The following is an 18,464-nucleotide window of genomic DNA, read 5'->3' on the forward strand; positions in this document are numbered from 1 at the left end:
TTGCTGAAGTCTCGTCTGATTACCGCGTTGATATTAATTCCGCTGGTAATAGCTGCACTGTTCTGGTTACCGCCTGTTGGCTTTGCCCTTACAACCATCGTTATCTGCATGCTGGCCGCCTGGGAATGGGGTCAGTTTGCAGGTATGGCATCACGGCAACAGCGCGTCTGGCTGGCTGTACTTTGTGGTCTGCTGCTGGCGCTGATGCAATTTACGCTGCCACCTTATCAACACACGGTGCATCTGCCACAGATCGCGATATCGCTTTGGGCGTCGCTGGTGTGGTGGGTTGTTGCACTGCTGCTGGTGCTCACCTATCCCGCTTCTGCGGCCTTCTGGCGCCATTCGCGTCCACTTCGCTTACTCTTTGGCGTATTAACGCTGGTGCCCTTTTTCTGGGGCATGGTGGCGCTGCGTCAATATCACTATGAAACCGACCACTTCGCCGGTGCCTGGTGGCTGCTGTTTGTGCTGCTGCTGGTATGGGGCGCGGATTCAGGTGCCTATATGTTTGGCAAGATGTTCGGCAAACACAAGCTGGCACCGAAGGTCTCTCCAGGCAAAACCTGGGAAGGCTTCCTGGGCGGTCTGGTTTCATCGGCGCTGATTGCGCTGCTGTTTGCCTCGCTGGCTCCGCTGACGGTCTCAACCGGCACGCTGGTGATTTGCGCGGTTATCGCAACGCTGGCTTCTGTGCTGGGCGACCTCACTGAGAGTATGTTCAAGCGTGAAGCGGGCATTAAAGACAGTGGTAATCTGATCCCCGGTCATGGCGGCATGCTTGATCGCATTGATAGTCTGACTGCGGCGGTGCCGGTGTTTGCCTGTTTATTGCTGCTGGTGTTCCGCACCCTTTAAGGACAGGCAAAGATGTTGAGCATAATCTGGAGTTTCTTCGCCTTTATCATTGCGCTGGGCGTGTTGATTACCGTTCATGAGTTTGGCCATTTCTGGGTCGCTCGTCGCTGTGGCGTCAAAGTTGAGCGCTTTTCGATTGGTTTTGGTAAGTCGCTCTGGCAGCGCCGTGACCGCCACGGCACAGAATTTGTCATCGCGCTGATTCCCCTCGGCGGCTACGTTAAAATGCTCGACGAACGCGTTGAAAGCGTGCCCGCTGAGCTGCGTCATCAGGCTTTTAATAACAAAGCCGTCTGGCAGCGCGCCTCTATCATTGCGGCAGGTCCTGTCGCGAACTTCATCTTTGCCATCTTCGCCTACTGGGTTGTGTTTATTCACGGCGTGCCCGGTGTGCGCCCGGTTATCGGTGAAATTTTAAACGGTTCGGTCGCTGCAGAAGCTCAAATTACGCCCGGCATGGAACTTAAGGCTGTTGACGGTATCGAAACGCCTGACTGGGATGCTGTGCGTATGGCGCTGGTGGGTAAAATCGGCGACAGCAGCACGACATTAACTGTTGCCCGGTTTGGCGAGGACGCAACCCAGCAGAAGCAGGTGGATTTGCGTAACTGGCAGTTTGAGCCTGATAAGCAGGATCCGGTCGTCGCATTAGGGATTCAGCCACGCGGTCCGCAAATTGAGACCACGCTGGCAGAAGTGCAGGCGAACTCGCCAGCCAGTGAAGCCGGTTTGCAAGCTGGCGACAGGATCGTTAAAGTCGATGGTCAGCCATTATCGCAGTGGCAGACTTTTGTCACGCAGGTCCGGGATAACCCCGGCAAAAGCATGGCGCTTGAGGTGGATCGCAGCGGTGAATCCATTGCGCTGACGATGACGCCAGAAGCGAAAGATGGCAGTAAAGCGGGTTTTGCGGGAGTGATTCCGCGCATTGTTCCGCTGCCAGAAGAGTACAAGACGGTAAGACAGTATGGCGCGTTTGCGGCAATCGGTGAGGCCAGTGTAAAAACCTGGCAGCTGATGAAGCTCACCGTTTCCATGCTGGGCAAGTTAATAACCGGTGATGTGAAGCTGAACAACCTGAGCGGGCCAATTTCGATTGCGCAGGGTGCAGGATTGTCAGCAGAGTACGGGTTGATTTACTACCTGATGTTCCTGGCGTTGATTAGCGTCAACCTGGGCATCATCAACCTGTTCCCTCTGCCGGTTTTAGATGGTGGGCACTTGCTCTTCCTTGCGATCGAAAAGATCAAAGGTGGACCGGTGTCCGAGCGAGTTCAGGACTTTAGTTATCGCATCGGCTCGATTTTGCTGGTGCTGTTAATGGGGCTTGCACTTTTCAATGATTTCTCACGTTTGTAACCGCTGGAACGCGAACATTCGAGGGATGTGTTAGGAAAACGCATAACAACGATGGCGATGAAAAAGTTGCTCATAGCGTCGCTGCTGTTTAGCAGCGCCACCGTTTACGGTGCAGACGATTTCGTGGTGAAGGATATTCATTTCGAAGGGCTGCAGCGAGTCGCCGTCGGCGCGGCTCTGCTGAGCATGCCAGTACGGGTTGGCGATACGGTGAATGACGATGATGTCAGAAATACCATTCGCTCGCTGTTCGCTACTGGCAACTTTGAGGATGTTCAGGTCCTGCGAGACGGTACAACGCTGATTGTCCAGGTCAAAGAACGTCCTACCATTGCCAGCATTACCTTCACCGGTAACAAAGCGGTGAAAGAGGATCAGCTCAAACAAAATCTGGAAGCCTCAGGTGTACGGGTCGGCGAAGCGCTGGACCGTACCACCATCTCTTCTATCGAGAAGGGACTTGAGGATTTCTACTACAGCGTAGGTAAATATACCGCTAACGTTAAAGCCGTGGTCACGCCACTGCCACGTAATCGTGTTGATCTGAAGCTGGTCTTTACTGAAGGTGTCTCTGCCAAAATTCAGCAGATAAACATCGTCGGTAATAAAGCCTTCAGCTCCGATGAACTGATTTCCCGTTTCCAGCTGCGCGATGAAGTGCCATGGTGGAACGTCGTCGGCGATCGTAAATATCAGAAACAGAAACTGGCGGGTGACCTTGAGACTCTGCGCAGCTTCTATCTGGATCGCGGCTACGCACGTTTTAACATCGATTCGACGCAGGTCAGCCTGACGCCTGATAAAAAAGGCATCTACATTACGGTGAACATCACCGAAGGCGACCAGTACAAAATCGCTGGCGTGATCGTCAATGGCAGCATGGCGGGCCATTCAGCAGAAATTGAACATCTGACCAAAATTCCGGCAGGCGAGCTTTATAACGGCGCCAAAGTCACGAAAATGGAAGATGACATCAAGAAACTGCTGGGCCGTTATGGCTATGCCTATCCGCGTGTCGCAACGCAGCCAGAAATCAACGACGCCGACAAAACCGTAAAACTGCATATCAACGTGGATGCGGGTAACCGCTACTACGTGCGTAACGTCCGTTTTGAAGGTAATGACACGTCTAAAGACTCGGTGTTACGTCGCGAAATGCGTCAGATGGAAGGCGCGTGGCTCGGCAGCGATCTGGTTGAACAGGGTAAAGAGCGTCTGAACCGCACCGGTTACTTCGAAACCGTCGATGTGGATACTCAGCGTGTCCCAGGTTCACCTGACCAGGTTGACGTGGTCTACAAGGTTAAAGAGCGCAACACCGGTACCTTCAACTTCGGCGTCGGCTACGGCACCGAAAGTGGCGTGAGCTTCCAGGTCGGGGTGACGCAGGATAACTGGCTGGGCACCGGTAATACCGTGGGCATCAGCGGGACCAAGAACGATTACCAGACCTATGCTGAATTCTCGCTTACTGACCCTTACTTCACCGTTGACGGTGTGAGTCTGGGTGGTCGTCTGTTCTACAACGACTTTAAAGCGGATAATGCGGACCTTTCTGACTATACCAACAAAAGTTATGGTCTGGATGGCACGCTTGGCTTCCCGGTTAACGAAAACAACACCCTGCGTGTGGGTCTGGGCTATGTCCACAATGACCTGTCAAACATGCAGCCGCAGGTTGCGATGTGGCGTTATCTTGACTCGGTTGGTAAGCCACAGCAGATCAATGATAAAGGCGAATTCTCAGCAGATGACTTCACCTTTAACTACGGCTGGACTTATAACACCCTGGACCGCGGCTTCTTCCCGACATCTGGTAACCGCACCAACCTGAACGGTAAGGTGACAATTCCAGGTTCGGATAATAGCTTCTATAAGGCCACGCTGGATTCTCAGCAGTATGTGCCGATTAACCAGGATCGTACCTGGGTGCTGTTGGGTCGTGGTCGTGTCGGTTATGGCGATGGACTCGGCGGCAAAGAGATGCCGTTCTACGAGAACTTCTACGCCGGTGGTTCAAGCACGGTTCGTGGCTTCCAGTCCAACACCATTGGACCGAAAGCAGCCTACCTGAATAACAACTCGTCGAACTGCCGAATCGCTGATCCAAATGGCGTCTGTAAGTCTGACGATGCGGTGGGCGGTAACGCCATGGCGATTGCCAGCCTTGAGCTGATCACGCCAACGCCGTTCCTGAGCGAGAAGTATGCTAACTCGGTTCGTACCTCGGTGTTTGTCGATGCCGGTACTGCGTGGGATACCCATTGGGAAAATACGGCGGAAACGCGTGCGGCAGGCATTCCTGACTACAGCGATCCAAACAACATCCGTGTATCAAGCGGTGTTGCGCTGCAGTGGATGTCACCGCTCGGCCCGCTGGTGTTCTCTTACGCCCAGCCGTTTAAGAAAGTCGATGGAGATAAGTCAGAGCAGTTCCAGTTTAACATTGGTAAAACCTGGTAATGTTCTGAGCAAGGATGCATAGCTGAAGTATTGCTGCCGGGCAGCACCTGTTGCTGTTCCGGGGCAAACACTGTGTCGCTGACACAAACGTTGATGGTAAGGAGTTTATAGTGAAAAAGTTGTTGTGTGCCGCAGGTCTGGGTCTTGCTTTAGCGGTTTCCGCTGGTGTTCAGGCTGCCGACAAAATTGCAGTGGTAAACGTGTCCAGCATTTTCCAACAGTTACCGCAACGTGCGACTGTTGCTAAACAGCTGGAAAACGAGTTCAAAGGCCGTGCAACTGAGTTGCAGAGCCAGGAGCGCGATCTGCAGACTAAAATGCAGCGTCTGCAGCGTGACGGTTCTACCATGAAGGCTAGCGAACGCAGCCGTATGGAAAAAGATGTCATGTCTCAGCGTGAAGCTTTCTCTTCAAAAGCGCAGGCTTTTGAACAGGATAATCGCCGTCGTCAGATGGAAGAGCGTAACAAGCTGCTGAGCCGTATTCAGGATGCCGTTAAGAAAGTCGCTGACAGCGATGGTTATGACGTCGTGATCGACGCTAACGCGGTGGCTTATGCATCAAACGCAAAAGACATCACGGCTGACGTGCTGAAACAGGTTAAATAATTCATGTCATCTATTCGACTGGCTGATTTAGCCCAGCAGTTGGATGCAGAATTGCACGGAGATGGCGATATCGTCATCTCCGGCATTGCTTCTATGCAATCCGCCACAACTGGTCAAATCACTTTTCTTGCAAACAGCCGTTACCGCGAGCAACTCGCCCTGATTAAGGCCTCAGCCGTGGTGCTGACGGAAGCGGATCTGGAGTGGTGCAATACCGCCGCACTGGTAGTGAAAAATCCCTACCTGACCTATGCGCGTATGGCACAAATACTCGATACCACCCCACAGCCAGCACAGAATATCGCCCCCAGCGCGGTGATCGACCCCTCAGCCCGACTCGGTAGCAACGTCGCCATTGGTGCCAATGCAGTGATCGAAGCGGACGTTGAGCTGGGCGACAACGTGGTGATTGGTGCAGGATGTTTTGTGGGCAAAAAAACCCGTATCGGCAGCGGAACCCGTCTCTGGGCCAACGTCTCGGTTTATCATGAGATCGAAATTGGCCAGGATTGTCTGATTCAGTCAGGTACCGTCATCGGTTCTGATGGTTTCGGCTATGCCAACGATCGCGGTAACTGGGTGAAAATCCCGCAGTTAGGCGCGGTAATTATCGGCGATCGCGTCGAAATAGGTGCCTGCACCACTATCGATCGCGGTGCGCTTGATAACACTCTGATCGGCAATGGTGTTATCATAGACAACCAGTGCCAGATCGCTCACAACGTAGTTATTGGCGACAATACTGCGGTTGCAGGCGGTGTGATCATGGCGGGTAGTTTGAAAATTGGACGTTACTGTATGATTGGCGGTGCCAGCGTCATTAACGGCCATATGGAAATCTGTGACAAAGTAACGGTGACCGGTATGGGTATGGTCATGCGTCCTATCACAGAGCCAGGCGTTTATTCGTCAGGCATTCCGCTGCAACCCAACAAAACCTGGCGTAAAACTGCAGCGCTGGTGATGAACATCGATGATATGAGCAAACGCTTAAAAGCCATCGAGCGCAAGGTCGGCAAAGACGACTAACCGCCATCCCAAAACTGACCGGCTTTCATAATAAAAATGTTAAGCAGGGAAGCCCGGCGCCACAGTACCTATTTGCGGCCTGCGGAAGATCATTTTGATCTGTGCAGGCCGTGTTATTGATGTCATCAGATTTTTAGGACAGGAAGAGTATTTTGACTACTGAAACTCATACTCTGAAAATTGAAGAGATTTTAGAGCTGCTGCCGCACCGCTATCCGTTTCTGCTGGTAGATCGCGTGCTCGAATTTGAAGAGCACAAATACCTGCGTGCAGTGAAGAACGTTTCTGTTAATGAACCGTTTTTCCAGGGGCACTTCCCTGGTAAACCGATTTTTCCTGGCGTTCTGATCCTGGAAGCGATGGCGCAGGCCACTGGTATTCTGGCGTTTAAAAGCGTAGGTAAACTGGAGCCAGGCGAACTCTATTACTTTGCCGGTATCGACAGTGCCCGATTCAAGCGCCCTGTAGTACCAGGCGACCAAATGATCATGGAAGTCACTTTCGAGAAAACCCGCCGAGGTCTGACCCGCTTTAAAGGCGTGGCGACTGTCGACGGTAAAATCGTTTGTGAAGCGACCATGATGTGTGCCCGCAGCCGGGAGGCATAATACGTGATTGATCCAACCGCCACTATCCATCCCAGTTCTGCTATCGAAGAGGGCGCTATCATTGGCGCCCGCGTTCACATTGGCCCGTTTTGCTTTATTGGCGCGAATGTTGAGATCGGTGAAGGAACAGTACTGAAGTCACACGTTGTGGTGAACGGCCACACGCGTATCGGTAAAGATAATCAGATCTATCAGTTCGCCTCCATTGGTGAAGTGAATCAGGATCTGAAATATGCCGGTGAGCCAACACGGGTTGAGATCGGTGATCGCAACCGCATCCGTGAAAGCGTGACGATTCATCGCGGCACCACGCAGGGTGGCCATGTCACCACCGTGGGCAGCGATAATCTGCTGATGGTGAATGTCCACATCGCGCATGATTGCGTGATTGGCAACCGCTGTATCTTCGCCAACAACGCCACCCTGGGTGGTCACGTGACGGTCGATGATTTCGCCATTATTGGCGGCATGACAGCGGTACATCAGTGGTGCATCATCGGTGCTCACGTGATGGTAGGTGGCTGTTCCGGCGTGGCGCAGGATGTGCCGCCTTACGTTATTGCGCAGGGCAACCACGCGACGCCGTTCGGGATCAATATCGAAGGTCTTAAACGCCGTGGCTTCAGCAAAGAGTCGTTGCACGCCATTCGCAACGCCTACAAGCTGCTCTATCGCAGCGGCAGAACGCTGGAAGAAGTGAAGCCGGAAATCGAAGCCATCGCGCAGCAGCACAGCGAAGTGCAGCCTTTCTACGACTTCTTCACCCGTTCAACCCGTGGATTAATTCGTTAATCCATGTCAGCGCGTCCTTTAACGATTGCCCTGGTCGCCGGAGAAACCTCCGGCGATATTCTTGGTGCAGGTCTCATTCGTGCCCTGAAAGCCCGTCATCCTGATGCACGCTTTGTCGGCGTGGCAGGACCACTGATGCAGGCTGAAGGGTGTGAAGCCTGGTATGAGATGGAAGAGCTGGCAGTGATGGGCATCGTCGAGGTGCTGGGTCGCCTGCGACGTCTGCTGACAATCCGCCGCGATCTCACCCGGCGCTTTACCGAACTCAGGCCCGATGTCTTTGTCGGCATTGATGCGCCCGATTTCAATATCACGCTGGAAGGCAATCTCAAACGCACGGGCATTCGCACTATCCACTATGTCAGCCCTTCGGTGTGGGCATGGCGGCAAAAGCGCGTGTTTAAAATTGGTCGTAATACCGATCTGGTGCTGGCCTTCTTGCCGTTTGAAAAAGCCTTCTACGATCGCTACAACGTTCCCTGTCGTTTTATCGGCCACACCATGGCGGATGCCATGCCGCTGCAACCCGATAAACTGGCTGCGCGCCGTCATCTCGGCATTGCCGATGATGCACTCTGTCTGGCCCTGCTGCCCGGCAGTCGTGGTGCGGAAGTGGAAATGCTCAGCGCTGATTTCCTGAAAACAGCTCAATTGTTGCGTCGTCACTATCCGGCGCTGGAAATCGTGGTGCCGCTGGTTAATGCCCGTCGCCGCGAACAGTTTGAGAAGATCAAAGCCGACGTCGCTCCTGAACTGCCGATGCATCTGCTGGATGGTCAGGGACGTGAAGCGATGATTGCGAGCGATGCCGCACTCCTGGCGTCAGGCACTGCCGCACTGGAGTGCATGCTGGCAAAATGCCCTATGGTCGTCGGTTATCGCATGAAGCCAGCAACTTTCTGGCTGGCGAAACGGCTGGTGAAAACCCCTTACGTCTCGCTGCCAAATCTGCTGGCAGGGAGAGAGCTGGTCAAAGAGTTACTGCAGGATGAGTGTCAGCCTGAAGCGCTGGCCGCAGCGTTAGATCCGCTGCTGCATGCCGGGCCTGAGCGTGAAACCTTGCTGCAGACCTTTCATGAATTACATCAACAGATCCGCTGGAACGCCGATGAGCAGGCAGCGGATGCGGTACTGGAGCTGGTGAATGCCTGATTTTATCTATCCTGCCGCCAGACTGATTGCCGGTGTGGACGAAGTCGGTCGCGGTCCGCTGGTTGGCGCGGTGGTCACTGCTGCCGTGATCCTCGATCCGGCCAACCCGATTACCGGCCTGGCTGACTCAAAGAAACTGTCGGAGAAGCGCCGCCTGGCGTTGTACGACCAAATCAAAGAGAAGGCGCTGGCATGGAATCTGGGACGTGCAGAACCTGAAGAGATCGATCAGCTTAACATCCTGCACGCCACCATGCTGGCGATGCAGCGCGCGGTCGCTGGCCTGAGTATTCAGCCCGACTATGTGCTGATTGATGGTAACCGTTGCCCGGCACTGCCTATGCCTTCACTGGCCGTCGTTAAAGGGGATAGCCTGGTTGCCGAAATCAGCGCAGCATCGATCATCGCTAAAGTGTCGCGGGATCGTGAGATGACTGAACTGGATCTGCTGTTCCCGCAGTATGGCTTTGCACAGCATAAAGGTTATCCGACGGCGCTGCATATGGAAAAACTGACGCAATATGGCGCCACGCCGCACCACCGTCGCAGTTTTGCGCCCGTGCGCAATGCGTTGCTCGATGCTGAAGTACTGGCTGCCCGCCAGACCCTTACGCTTTAATAGCCTGACGCTGTTTTAACCGGAAACTGATATGGCTGAACCCCGTTTTATACATCTGCGTGTCCACAGTGACTATTCGATGGTTGATGGCCTGGCGAAGACCGGGCCGTTGATCAAGAAGGCGGCTGCCCTTGGTATGCCTGCTATTGCCATTACCGACTTCACTAACCTTTGTGGCCTGGTGAAATTTTACGGTGGCGCACACAGCGCAGGGATAAAGCCGGTTATTGGTGCCGATTTCAACGTTGCCAGTGAGCTGATGGGGGATGAGCTGACACAGCTTACCGTGCTGGCGTCCAGTGATACCGGATATCAGAACCTGACGCTGTTGATCTCCCGCGCCTATCAGCGTGGTTATGGCGTGGACGGACCCATCATCGATCGCGACTGGCTGATTGAATTGCAGGAAGGATTAATCCTGCTGTCTGGCGGACGTCGTGGTGATGTGGGTCGCAGCCTGCTGCGTGGCAACAATGCCCTGGTGTCGCAGTGCCTGTCATTTTATCAGCAGCATTTCCCCGATCGCTACTATCTGGAGCTGATTCGTACCGGTCGTCAGGACGAAGAGAGCTATCTGCATGCCGCAGTTGAGCTGGCGATTGCAGAGGGAATACCGGTCGTCGCCACCAATGAAGTCTGCTTTATCAATGCAGAAGATTTCGATGCGCACGAAATTCGTGTTGCCATTCATGACGGCTATACGCTGGATGATCCCAAGCGTCCGCGCAACTACAGTGCTCAGCAATATATGCGCAGCGAAGAGGAGATGTGCGAGCTGTTCTCGGACATCCCGGAAGCGCTGGAAAACAGCGTAGAGATTGCTAAGCGTTGTAACGTCACGGTGCGATTGGGCGAGTACTTCCTGCCGCAGTTCCCGACCGGCGACATGACCACTGAAGATTATCTGGTGGTGAAATCCCGTGAGGGCCTGGAAGAGCGTCTTGAATTCCTCTTCCCGGACGAAGCCGAACGTCTGGAGAAACGCCCGGAATATGATGAGCGTCTGGAGATTGAGCTCACCGTTATTAACCAGATGGGGTTCCCTGGCTACTTCCTGATCGTAATGGAGTTCATCCAGTGGTCCAAAGATAACGGCGTGCCGGTTGGGCCGGGTCGTGGTTCCGGTGCCGGTTCGCTGGTGGCCTATGCGCTAAAAATCACTGATATCGATCCGCTGGAATTTGACCTGCTGTTCGAACGCTTCCTGAACCCGGAACGTGTCTCGATGCCCGACTTTGACGTCGACTTCTGCATGGAGAAACGCGATCAGGTGATCGAACACGTCGCAGATATGTACGGACGTGAAGCTGTTTCCCAGATTATCACCTTCGGTACCATGGCGGCCAAAGCGGTTATCCGCGATGTGGGCCGCGTGCTGGGGCATCCTTACGGCTTTGTTGATCGTATTTCAAAACTGATCCCGCCCGATCCCGGCATGACCCTGGAAAAAGCCTTTATCGCTGAACCACAGCTTCCTGCGATGTATGACGCCGATGAAGAGGTTAAAGCGCTGATCGACATGGCGCGTAAGCTGGAAGGGGTCACGCGAAACGCCGGTAAACATGCGGGTGGCGTCGTCATCGCGCCCACAAAGATCACCGATTTTGCGCCGCTCTATTGCGATGAGCACGGGCAGTTCCCTGTCACCCAGTTCGATAAAAATGATGTGGAATATGCCGGCCTGGTGAAGTTCGACTTCCTGGGTCTGCGTACGCTGACGATCATCGACTGGGCGCTGAAAATGATCAACCCGCGCCGGGAAAAGCAGGGGCTGGAGCCGATCGACATCGCCTCTATCCCGCTGGATGATAAGAAAAGCTTCGATATGCTGCAGCGCTCTGAAACCACAGCGGTATTCCAGCTTGAATCGCGCGGCATGAAAGATTTGATTAAGCGTCTGAAGCCCGACTGCTTCGAAGATATGATCGCACTGGTGGCGCTGTTCCGTCCGGGTCCACTGCAGTCCGGCATGGTAGATAACTTCATCGACCGTAAGCATGGTCGTGAAGCGATCTCTTACCCGGATATCCAGTGGCAGCATGAAAGCCTGAAACCGGTGCTGGAGCCGACCTACGGCATCATTCTTTATCAGGAACAGGTGATGCAGATCGCTCAGGTTCTCTCCGGCTATACGCTGGGCGGTGCAGATATGCTGCGTCGCGCCATGGGTAAAAAGAAACCCGAGGAGATGGCCAAGCAGCGTTCAGTCTTCCGCGATGGGGCCGAAAGCATGGGCATCGACGGCGAACTGTCGATGAAGATCTTCGATCTGGTCGAAAAGTTTGCAGGCTATGGCTTTAACAAGTCACACTCTGCGGCTTACGCACTGGTCTCCTACCAGACCCTGTGGCTGAAAGCGCACTATCCGGCAGAGTTTATGGCGGCGGTAATGACCGCTGATATGGATAACACTGAGAAAGTAGTGGGCCTGGTCGATGAGTGCTGGCGGATGGGGCTGAAAGTCCTGCCGCCCGATATCAACTCCGGTCTCTATCCGTTCCATGTTAATGAAGCGGGCGAGATCGTTTACGGTATCGGCGCGATCAAAGGCGTGGGTGAAGGCCCGATCGAAGCGATCATTGACGCACGTAACGAAGGCGGTTATTTCCGGGAACTGTTTGATCTCTGCGCCCGCACCGACACCAAAAAGATCAACCGTCGGGTGATGGAAAAACTGATCATGTCCGGGGCTTTCGATCGCCTTGGACCGCATCGCGCTGCGCTGATGAGTTCACTCAGCGATGCGTTAAAAGCCGCCGATCAGCACGCGAAAGCGGAAGCGATTGGCCAGGCGGATATGTTTGGCGTGCTGGCGGAAGAGCCGGAGCAGGTGGAGAAATCCTACGCCAGCGTCACGCCATGGCCTGAGCAGGTGCAGCTGGATGGCGAACGGGAAACGCTGGGGTTATACCTGACCGGCCACCCGATTAATCAGTATCTGAAAGAAATTGAGCGTTACGTTGGCGGGGTGCGGCTGAAAGATATGCATCCTACCGATCGGGGTAAAATTACCGTGGCGGCCGGTCTGGTGATCGCCGCACGGGTAATGGTCACCAAACGCGGCAACCGAATTGGTATCTGTACTCTGGACGATCGCTCCGGTCGTCTTGAGGTGATGTTATTTACCGATGCGTTAGATAAATACCAGCAGCTGCTGGAGAAAGACCGAATCCTGATCGTCAGCGGACAGGTCAGCTTTGATGACTTCAGTGGCGGGCTTAAAATGACCGCTCGTGAAGTCATGGACATCGATGAAGCTCGCGAAAAATACGCGCGCGGACTTGCTATCTCGCTGACGGACAGGCAAATTGATGACCAGCTATTAAACCGACTCCGTCAGTCCCTGGAACCTCATCGATCAGGGACTATTCCGGTGCATCTCTACTATCAGAGAGCCGACGCGCGAGCGAAGCTGCGCTTTGGTGCAGCGTGGCGAATTTCGCCCAGCGATCGTTTACTTAACGATCTGCGCTCGTTGATTGGATCGGAGCAGGTGGAACTGGAGTTTGACTAGAACAGGAACATTATGAGTCTTAATTACCTGGATTTTGAACAGCCAATTGCAGAACTGGAAGCGAAGATCGATTCGCTGACTTCGATTGGTCGTCAGGATGATAAACACGTTAATCTGGATGAAGAAGTTCAGCGTCTGCGTGAGAAAAGCGTTGAGTTGACCCGTAAAATCTTCGCTGATTTGGGCGCATGGCAGATCGCTCAACTGGCGCGTCATCCGTTACGTCCTTACACCTTTGACTACGTTCGCAACGCCTTCGACGATTTCGATGAGCTGGCGGGCGACCGTGCATATGCGGATGACAAAGCGATTGTGGGCGGGATTGCGCGTCTTGATGGGCGTCCGGTGATGATCATCGGGCACCAGAAAGGCCGTGAAACCAAAGAGAAGATTCGCCGTAACTTCGGCATGCCAGCACCGGAAGGCTATCGCAAAGCGCTGCGCCTGATGGAGCTGGCTGAACGCTTCAAAATGCCAATCATCACCTTTATCGACACTCCGGGTGCCTATCCGGGGGTGGGCGCGGAAGAGCGTGGGCAGTCTGAAGCGATCGCCCGCAACCTGCGTGAAATGTCTGGCCTGAAAGTACCGGTAATCTGTACGGTCATCGGTGAGGGCGGCTCAGGTGGTGCGCTGGCGATTGGCGTGGGTGATAAAGTGAATATGCTGCAATACAGCACCTATTCAGTGATCTCGCCGGAAGGCTGTGCTTCCATTCTGTGGAAAAGCGCTGACAAAGCGCCGCTGGCCGCTGAAGCAATGGGCATTACCGCTCACCGTCTGAAAGAGCTGAAGCTGATTGACTCTGTGATCCCTGAGCCGCTGGGTGGCGCGCATCGCCGTCCGGTCGATATGGCGCAGTCACTGAAGCAGCAACTGCTGGCTGACCTGGCCGATCTCGATGGACTCAGCACTGAAGAGCTGCTGGATCGTCGTTATCAGCGCCTGATGAGCTACGGCTACGCCTGATTTAGCTTCCTCAATAAAAGCGGACTCCGGTCCGCTTTTTTTATGCCGCCGGTTTATCTCCACTCCCTGTCCGACGCCTTTCAGCCTCATCTGATCGTCCCCTTGCTACACCTTCCCTGGGTTAGCGGTTATGCTTGTCCGGTTGCACAACAATCACGGAGATGGGCATTGAATATTCTGGCGATTATGGGCGCGCACGGCGTGTTTTATAAAGATGAACCGTTACGCGAACTCGACGCGGCGTTAAATCTGCAAGGCTTCCAGCTGCTTTACCCGAAAAACAGTGACGATCTGCTGAAACTGATCGAACACAATCCGCGTATCAGCGGCGTCATCTTCGACTGGGACACGCACAACAGCCCGGAGCTGTGTGGTGAGATTAATCAGCTCAACGAATATCTGCCACTGTATGCCTTTATCAACACCCACTCGCAGATGGACATCAGCATCAATGAGATGCGCATGCCATTGCACTTCTTTGAGTATGCGCTGAATGCCGCCGACGATATCGCGCTGCATATCCGGCAATATACCGACGACTATCTCGACCACATTACGCCGCCGCTGACTAAAGCGCTGTTCACCTATGTGAAAGAGGGCAAGTACACCTTCTGCACGCCGGGCCATATGGCGGGCACTGCGTTTCAGAAGAGCCCGGTAGGCTGCCTGTTTTATGATTTCTTCGGGGCCAATACCCTGAAGTCAGACATCTCAATTTCTGTTACCGAACTGGGTTCGCTGCTGGATCACACCGGTCCGCATCTTGAAGCGGAAGAGTACATCGCTCGCACCTTTGGCGCTGAGCAGAGTTACATGGTGACCAACGGCACTTCAACGTCGAACAAAATTGTCGGTATGTATGCCGCCCCGGCGGGCAGCACCGTGCTGATTGATCGTAACTGCCACAAGTCTCTGACGCATCTGCTGATGATGAGCGATCTGATCCCGATCTGGCTGAAGCCGACCCGCAATGCGCTGGGAATCCTCGGCGGTATCCCGAAGCACGAGTTCACCCGCGAGAGTATTACGCAGAAAGTGGCGACTACCGATCGCGCCACCTGGCCGGTTCATGCGGTGATCACCAATTCGACTTACGATGGGCTGCTCTACAACACCCAGTACATCAAAGAGACGCTGGATGTGCCGTCGATTCATTTCGACTCGGCCTGGGTGCCTTACACCAATTTCCATCCGATCTACGCCGGTAAAAGCGGCATGAGTGGCGACCGTATCCCGGGCAAAGTAGTGTATGAAACGCAATCGACCCACAAACTGCTGGCGGCGTTTTCGCAGGCGTCCATGATTCACATTAAAGGCGACTACGACGAACAGACGTTTAACGAAGCCTACATGATGCACACCACCACTTCACCGAATTACGCCATCGTGTCTTCGATTGAAACAGCCGCCGCGATGCTGCGTGGTAATCCCGGCAAGCGACTGATCAATCGCTCGGTGGAGCGTGCGCTGCACTTCCGTCGTGAGATCCAGCGCCTGCGTGAAGAGTCCGACAGCTGGTTCTTTGATATCTGGCAGCCGGAACAGGTCGACGAAGCGCAGTGCTGGGCGATCCAGCCCGGTGAAGAAGAGTGGCACGGATTTACTCAGGCCGATCGCGATCACATGTACCTCGATCCGATCAAAGTTACTATCCTGACGCCGGGCATGAGCGAGCTGGGCGAAATGGCAGACGAGGGGATCCCGGCTGCGCTGGTGGCAAAGTTCCTGGATGAGCGCGGTATCGTGGTGGAAAAAACTGGCCCCTACAACCTGCTGTTCCTGTTCAGCATCGGCATCGACAAAACCAAAGCGATGAGCGTGCTGCGCGGTCTGACTGAGTTCAAACGCGCCTACGATCTCAATCTGCGGGTGAAGAACATGCTGCCGGATCTGTACGCTGAAGATCCCGACTTTTATCGCAATATGCGCATTCAGACGCTGGCGCAGGGGATCCATCAGCTGATCCGCCATCATGATTTACCGCGTCTGATGCTGCAGGCATTTGATGTGCTGCCAGAAATGAAGATGACGCCGCATCAGGCGTTTCAGCAGCAGGTGAAGGGCAACATCGAAACGGTGGATCTCAGCGAACTGGTCGGGCGGGTGTCGGCCAACATGATTCTTCCTTATCCGCCAGGCGTTCCACTGGTGATGCCCGGAGAGATGATTACTGAGAAGAGCCGTGCCGTGCTCGACTTCCTGCTGATGCTCTGCAGCATTGGCCGGCATTATCCGGGCTTCGAAACTGATATTCACGGTGCCAGCCTGACGGAAGAGGGCGAGTACCGCGTCCGCGTGCTGAAAAACAATCCCGCGTAAAACTTTTAAACGACTCACAGCGGCAGGGTGTCTGCGGACAACCTGCCCCCGAATCAGGACATTCACTATGTTGCAGTTAACCGCTATTCACCATATCGCCATCATCGCGTCCGACTATCAGCGCAGCAAAGCGTTCTATTGTGACGTGCTGGGCTTTCGCCTGATGGGCGAATATTACCGCGAGGCGCGCGACTCCTGGAAAGGCGACCTGGCCTTACAGGATCGCTATACCATTGAGCTGTTCTCTTTCCCTGAGCCGCCGGCGCGGGTCAGTCATCCCGAAGCCTGTGGCCTGCGTCACCTGGCCTTTACCGTGCCGGATGTGGCCGCTGCTGTCGCCACGCTGGCCAGTAAAGGCGTAATCTGCGAGCCGATTCGCATCGATGAACTGACCGGTAAACAGTGTACGTTCTTTGCGGATCCGGATGGTTTGCCGCTTGAGCTTTATCAGGCGTAAAATAACGGGCTCAGCGGGCGACATTCAGTGGCCCGACTTTCTGGATTCTGCCATGTCTCTGCCCGCTTTTGATGCCCTGTTGCAACCCGATGCCGCGCTGGTGGTCGCATTCAGCGGCGGGCTCGATTCGACCGTGCTGCTGCATCAGCTTCGCGCCTGGCAACAGCAGTATCCCGAATCGCACCTGCGGGCGCTGCATGTTCACCATGGGCTCAGCCCGAATGCCGATCACTGGGCGGCTCATTGCCTGAGGGTTTGCGAGCAGTGGCAACTGCCGTGTGAGGTACTGCGCGTGACCGTGGATGGCAAGGAAAACGGCATTGAAGCCGCCGCCCGCACTGCCCGTTATCAGGCGATGAGTGCGGCACTGTTGCCGGGTGACGTGTTACTCACCGCGCAGCATCTCGACGATCAGTGTGAAACCTTTATGCTGGCGCTGAAGCGCGGCAGCGGTCCGGCCGGTCTGGCGGCGATGCCCGCTGCGCGCGCGCTGGGTTCTCATCAGCTGTTGCGTCCGCTGCTGAATCAGTCGCGGCAGTCGCTGGAAGCTTATGCAGACGCTCATCAGCTGGAATGGATCGAAGATGAAAGCAATCAGGACCCTCGCTACGACCGTAACTTCCTTCGTCAGCGGCTGCTGCCGGCGCTTTACCAGCGCTGGCCCCATTTTGCCGAGGCGACAGCGCGAAGTGCGGCGCTGTGCAGTGAGCAGGAGCAGTTGCTGGATGAACTGCTCGCCGGGCAACTGGCTGAGCTTATCCAGCCAGATGGCAGCCTGCACTTTCCGCCCTTAATGGCCATGAGTGAGCTGCGAGCTAATGCGTTACTGCGCCGCTGGATCGCCGGGCAGGGTGGGGCGATGCCCTCCCGTGAAGCGCTGAAACGCATTCACAACGAAGTGATGGCGAGCCGGGAAGATGCGCAGCCGAAGCTGCGATTCGGTCAGGCTGAACTCCGGCGTTATCGTCAGCAGCTCTACTGGCTGCCGTTGCTCAGTTCACTGCGCGATACCGAGCTGGCATGGCTCGATCTCAGCCAGCCGCTGACGTTGCCGCAGAACCTCGGCACGCTGCGTGCCAGCCAGTCCCGGAGTTTGCTGCGCTATCCTCTGCCGGATGAGCAGGTCAGCGTGCGATTTCATGCGCAGGGTCACGTCCATCTGGTGGGCCGTCATGGCGGAAGGGAAATGAAGAAGCTCTGGCAGGAGTTACAGATACCGCCGTGGCAGCGAGAGCGGCTGCCGTTAATTTTTTATAATCAGACGCTGATCTGTGTTCCTGAACTGTTTGTCACCCATGCTGGCGCGGCCAGTGATCAAAAGGGCTGGCAGATTGTCTGGGACGATGCATCCAGTGCAGGAGAGCAACAATCATGAAGCAATGGCTTATCGCCTGTCTGGTGGCCGCCGTGTTACCGGCATGGGCTGCAGGGGATGCGCAGCGTGGCGCACAGAAAGCGGGAAGCTGTATGGCCTGTCATGGAGCAGCGGGTAAAGCGGCGGTGCCGCTATACCCAAACCTGGCCGGGCAACACGCACCTTATCTGGAACATGCTCTGCAGGCCTACAAAAAGGGCGAGCGAAGTGGCGGTCAGGCTGAGGTGATGAAGGCGTTTGTGGCGGGATTGAGTGACGACGATATGGCGGATCTGGCGGCGTATTACAGTTCGTTGCAGCCCTGAGATTTAACAGGGCGGGAAGGTCCCGCCCGTGATGCGT

The 18,464-nt window shown here is 54.9% G+C and carries 15 protein-coding genes; all 15 read left to right on the forward strand.

Features of this window, described 5'->3' with window-relative positions; translation table 11 throughout:
* The 15 genes from cdsA to ACN1CO_RS13525 all read left to right on the forward strand — a co-directional run bounded on the left by cdsA (position 1) and on the right by ACN1CO_RS13525 (position 18,427).
* The gene (gene cdsA / locus ACN1CO_RS13455) at positions 1-858 is read left to right on the forward strand and encodes a phosphatidate cytidylyltransferase (RefSeq protein WP_283546197.1); all 858 of its coding nucleotides are present in this window, start codon (positions 1-3) and stop codon (positions 856-858) included.
* 12 nt (positions 859-870) lie between these two features.
* Positions 871-2,217 carry a sigma E protease regulator RseP gene (gene rseP / locus ACN1CO_RS13460; protein WP_419139344.1) on the forward strand — a complete coding sequence of 449 codons (1,347 nt, stop codon included), beginning with the start codon at positions 871-873 and terminating at the stop codon, positions 2,215-2,217.
* Between the two features lie 51 nt (positions 2,218-2,268).
* The gene (gene bamA, locus ACN1CO_RS13465; protein WP_090964410.1) at positions 2,269-4,680 is read left to right on the forward strand and encodes an outer membrane protein assembly factor BamA; all 2,412 of its coding nucleotides are present in this window, start codon (positions 2,269-2,271) and stop codon (positions 4,678-4,680) included.
* A 110-nt stretch (positions 4,681-4,790) separates the two neighbouring features.
* Positions 4,791-5,288 (forward strand): molecular chaperone Skp, encoded by a 498-nt coding sequence (skp, locus tag ACN1CO_RS13470; protein ID WP_003852644.1) that lies wholly within the window; start codon positions 4,791-4,793, stop codon positions 5,286-5,288.
* Positions 5,289-5,291: 3 nt separating this feature from the next.
* Complete coding sequence (lpxD, locus tag ACN1CO_RS13475) at positions 5,292-6,317, forward strand: UDP-3-O-(3-hydroxymyristoyl)glucosamine N-acyltransferase (RefSeq protein ID WP_090964414.1); 1,026 nt, start codon at positions 5,292-5,294, stop codon at positions 6,315-6,317.
* A 152-nt stretch (positions 6,318-6,469) separates the two neighbouring features.
* The gene (gene fabZ / locus ACN1CO_RS13480; RefSeq protein WP_003852639.1) at positions 6,470-6,925 is read left to right on the forward strand and encodes a 3-hydroxyacyl-ACP dehydratase FabZ; all 456 of its coding nucleotides are present in this window, start codon (positions 6,470-6,472) and stop codon (positions 6,923-6,925) included.
* A gap of 3 nt (positions 6,926-6,928) precedes the next feature.
* The gene (lpxA, locus tag ACN1CO_RS13485; protein ID WP_419139345.1) at positions 6,929-7,717 is read left to right on the forward strand and encodes an acyl-ACP--UDP-N-acetylglucosamine O-acyltransferase; all 789 of its coding nucleotides are present in this window, start codon (positions 6,929-6,931) and stop codon (positions 7,715-7,717) included.
* Between the two features lie 3 nt (positions 7,718-7,720).
* The gene (lpxB, locus tag ACN1CO_RS13490; protein WP_283546194.1) at positions 7,721-8,869 is read left to right on the forward strand and encodes a lipid-A-disaccharide synthase; all 1,149 of its coding nucleotides are present in this window, start codon (positions 7,721-7,723) and stop codon (positions 8,867-8,869) included.
* Positions 8,862-9,488: a ribonuclease HII gene (gene rnhB, locus ACN1CO_RS13495; RefSeq protein WP_419139346.1), complete on the forward strand. Its 627-nt coding sequence runs from the start codon at positions 8,862-8,864 to the stop codon at positions 9,486-9,488. The genes lpxB and rnhB overlap by 8 nt, the downstream gene beginning before the upstream one ends.
* Positions 9,489-9,519: 31 nt before the next feature.
* Positions 9,520-13,002, forward strand: coding sequence for a DNA polymerase III subunit alpha (gene dnaE, locus ACN1CO_RS13500; RefSeq protein ID WP_419139347.1), 3,483 nt, complete (start codon positions 9,520-9,522; stop codon positions 13,000-13,002).
* A gap of 12 nt (positions 13,003-13,014) precedes the next feature.
* Complete coding sequence (gene accA, locus ACN1CO_RS13505; RefSeq protein WP_419139348.1) at positions 13,015-13,971, forward strand: acetyl-CoA carboxylase carboxyl transferase subunit alpha; 957 nt, start codon at positions 13,015-13,017, stop codon at positions 13,969-13,971.
* Positions 13,972-14,139: 168 nt separating this feature from the next.
* Positions 14,140-16,290 (forward strand): lysine decarboxylase LdcC, encoded by a 2,151-nt coding sequence (locus ACN1CO_RS13510; protein ID WP_419139349.1) that lies wholly within the window; start codon positions 14,140-14,142, stop codon positions 16,288-16,290.
* 67 nt (positions 16,291-16,357) lie between these two features.
* A complete protein-coding gene (locus ACN1CO_RS13515) occupies positions 16,358-16,747 on the forward strand; it encodes a VOC family protein (RefSeq protein ID WP_419139350.1) in 390 nt (129 codons plus the stop codon).
* Between the two features lie 52 nt (positions 16,748-16,799).
* A complete protein-coding gene (tilS, locus tag ACN1CO_RS13520) occupies positions 16,800-18,122 on the forward strand; it encodes a tRNA lysidine(34) synthetase TilS (RefSeq protein ID WP_419139351.1) in 1,323 nt (440 codons plus the stop codon).
* The gene (locus tag ACN1CO_RS13525; RefSeq protein ID WP_283546188.1) at positions 18,119-18,427 is read left to right on the forward strand and encodes a c-type cytochrome; all 309 of its coding nucleotides are present in this window, start codon (positions 18,119-18,121) and stop codon (positions 18,425-18,427) included. The genes tilS and ACN1CO_RS13525 overlap by 4 nt, the downstream gene beginning before the upstream one ends.
* Positions 18,428-18,464 lie beyond the last annotated feature (37 nt).

The organism is Pantoea sp. R13S299 (assembly GCF_048515925.1).
Lineage (GTDB): Bacteria > Pseudomonadota > Gammaproteobacteria > Enterobacterales > Enterobacteriaceae > Pantoea.

Excerpts from the sequence above, each read along its gene's own strand:
- rseP (WP_419139344.1), top strand. The coding sequence starts at position 871 with ATGTTGAGCATAATCTGGAGTTTCTTCGCCTTTATCATTGCGCTGGGC.
- bamA (WP_090964410.1), top strand. The coding sequence starts at position 2,269 with ATGGCGATGAAAAAGTTGCTCATAGCGTCGCTGCTGTTTAGCAGCGCC.
- lpxD (WP_090964414.1), top strand. The coding sequence starts at position 5,292 with ATGTCATCTATTCGACTGGCTGATTTAGCCCAGCAGTTGGATGCAGAA.
- lpxB (WP_283546194.1), top strand. The coding sequence starts at position 7,721 with ATGTCAGCGCGTCCTTTAACGATTGCCCTGGTCGCCGGAGAAACCTCC.
- rnhB (WP_419139346.1), top strand. The coding sequence starts at position 8,862 with ATGCCTGATTTTATCTATCCTGCCGCCAGACTGATTGCCGGTGTGGAC.
- dnaE (WP_419139347.1), top strand. The coding sequence starts at position 9,520 with ATGGCTGAACCCCGTTTTATACATCTGCGTGTCCACAGTGACTATTCG.
- accA (WP_419139348.1), top strand. The coding sequence starts at position 13,015 with ATGAGTCTTAATTACCTGGATTTTGAACAGCCAATTGCAGAACTGGAA.
- ACN1CO_RS13515 (WP_419139350.1), top strand. The coding sequence starts at position 16,358 with ATGTTGCAGTTAACCGCTATTCACCATATCGCCATCATCGCGTCCGAC.
- tilS (WP_419139351.1), top strand. The coding sequence starts at position 16,800 with ATGTCTCTGCCCGCTTTTGATGCCCTGTTGCAACCCGATGCCGCGCTG.
- ACN1CO_RS13525 (WP_283546188.1), top strand. The coding sequence starts at position 18,119 with ATGAAGCAATGGCTTATCGCCTGTCTGGTGGCCGCCGTGTTACCGGCA.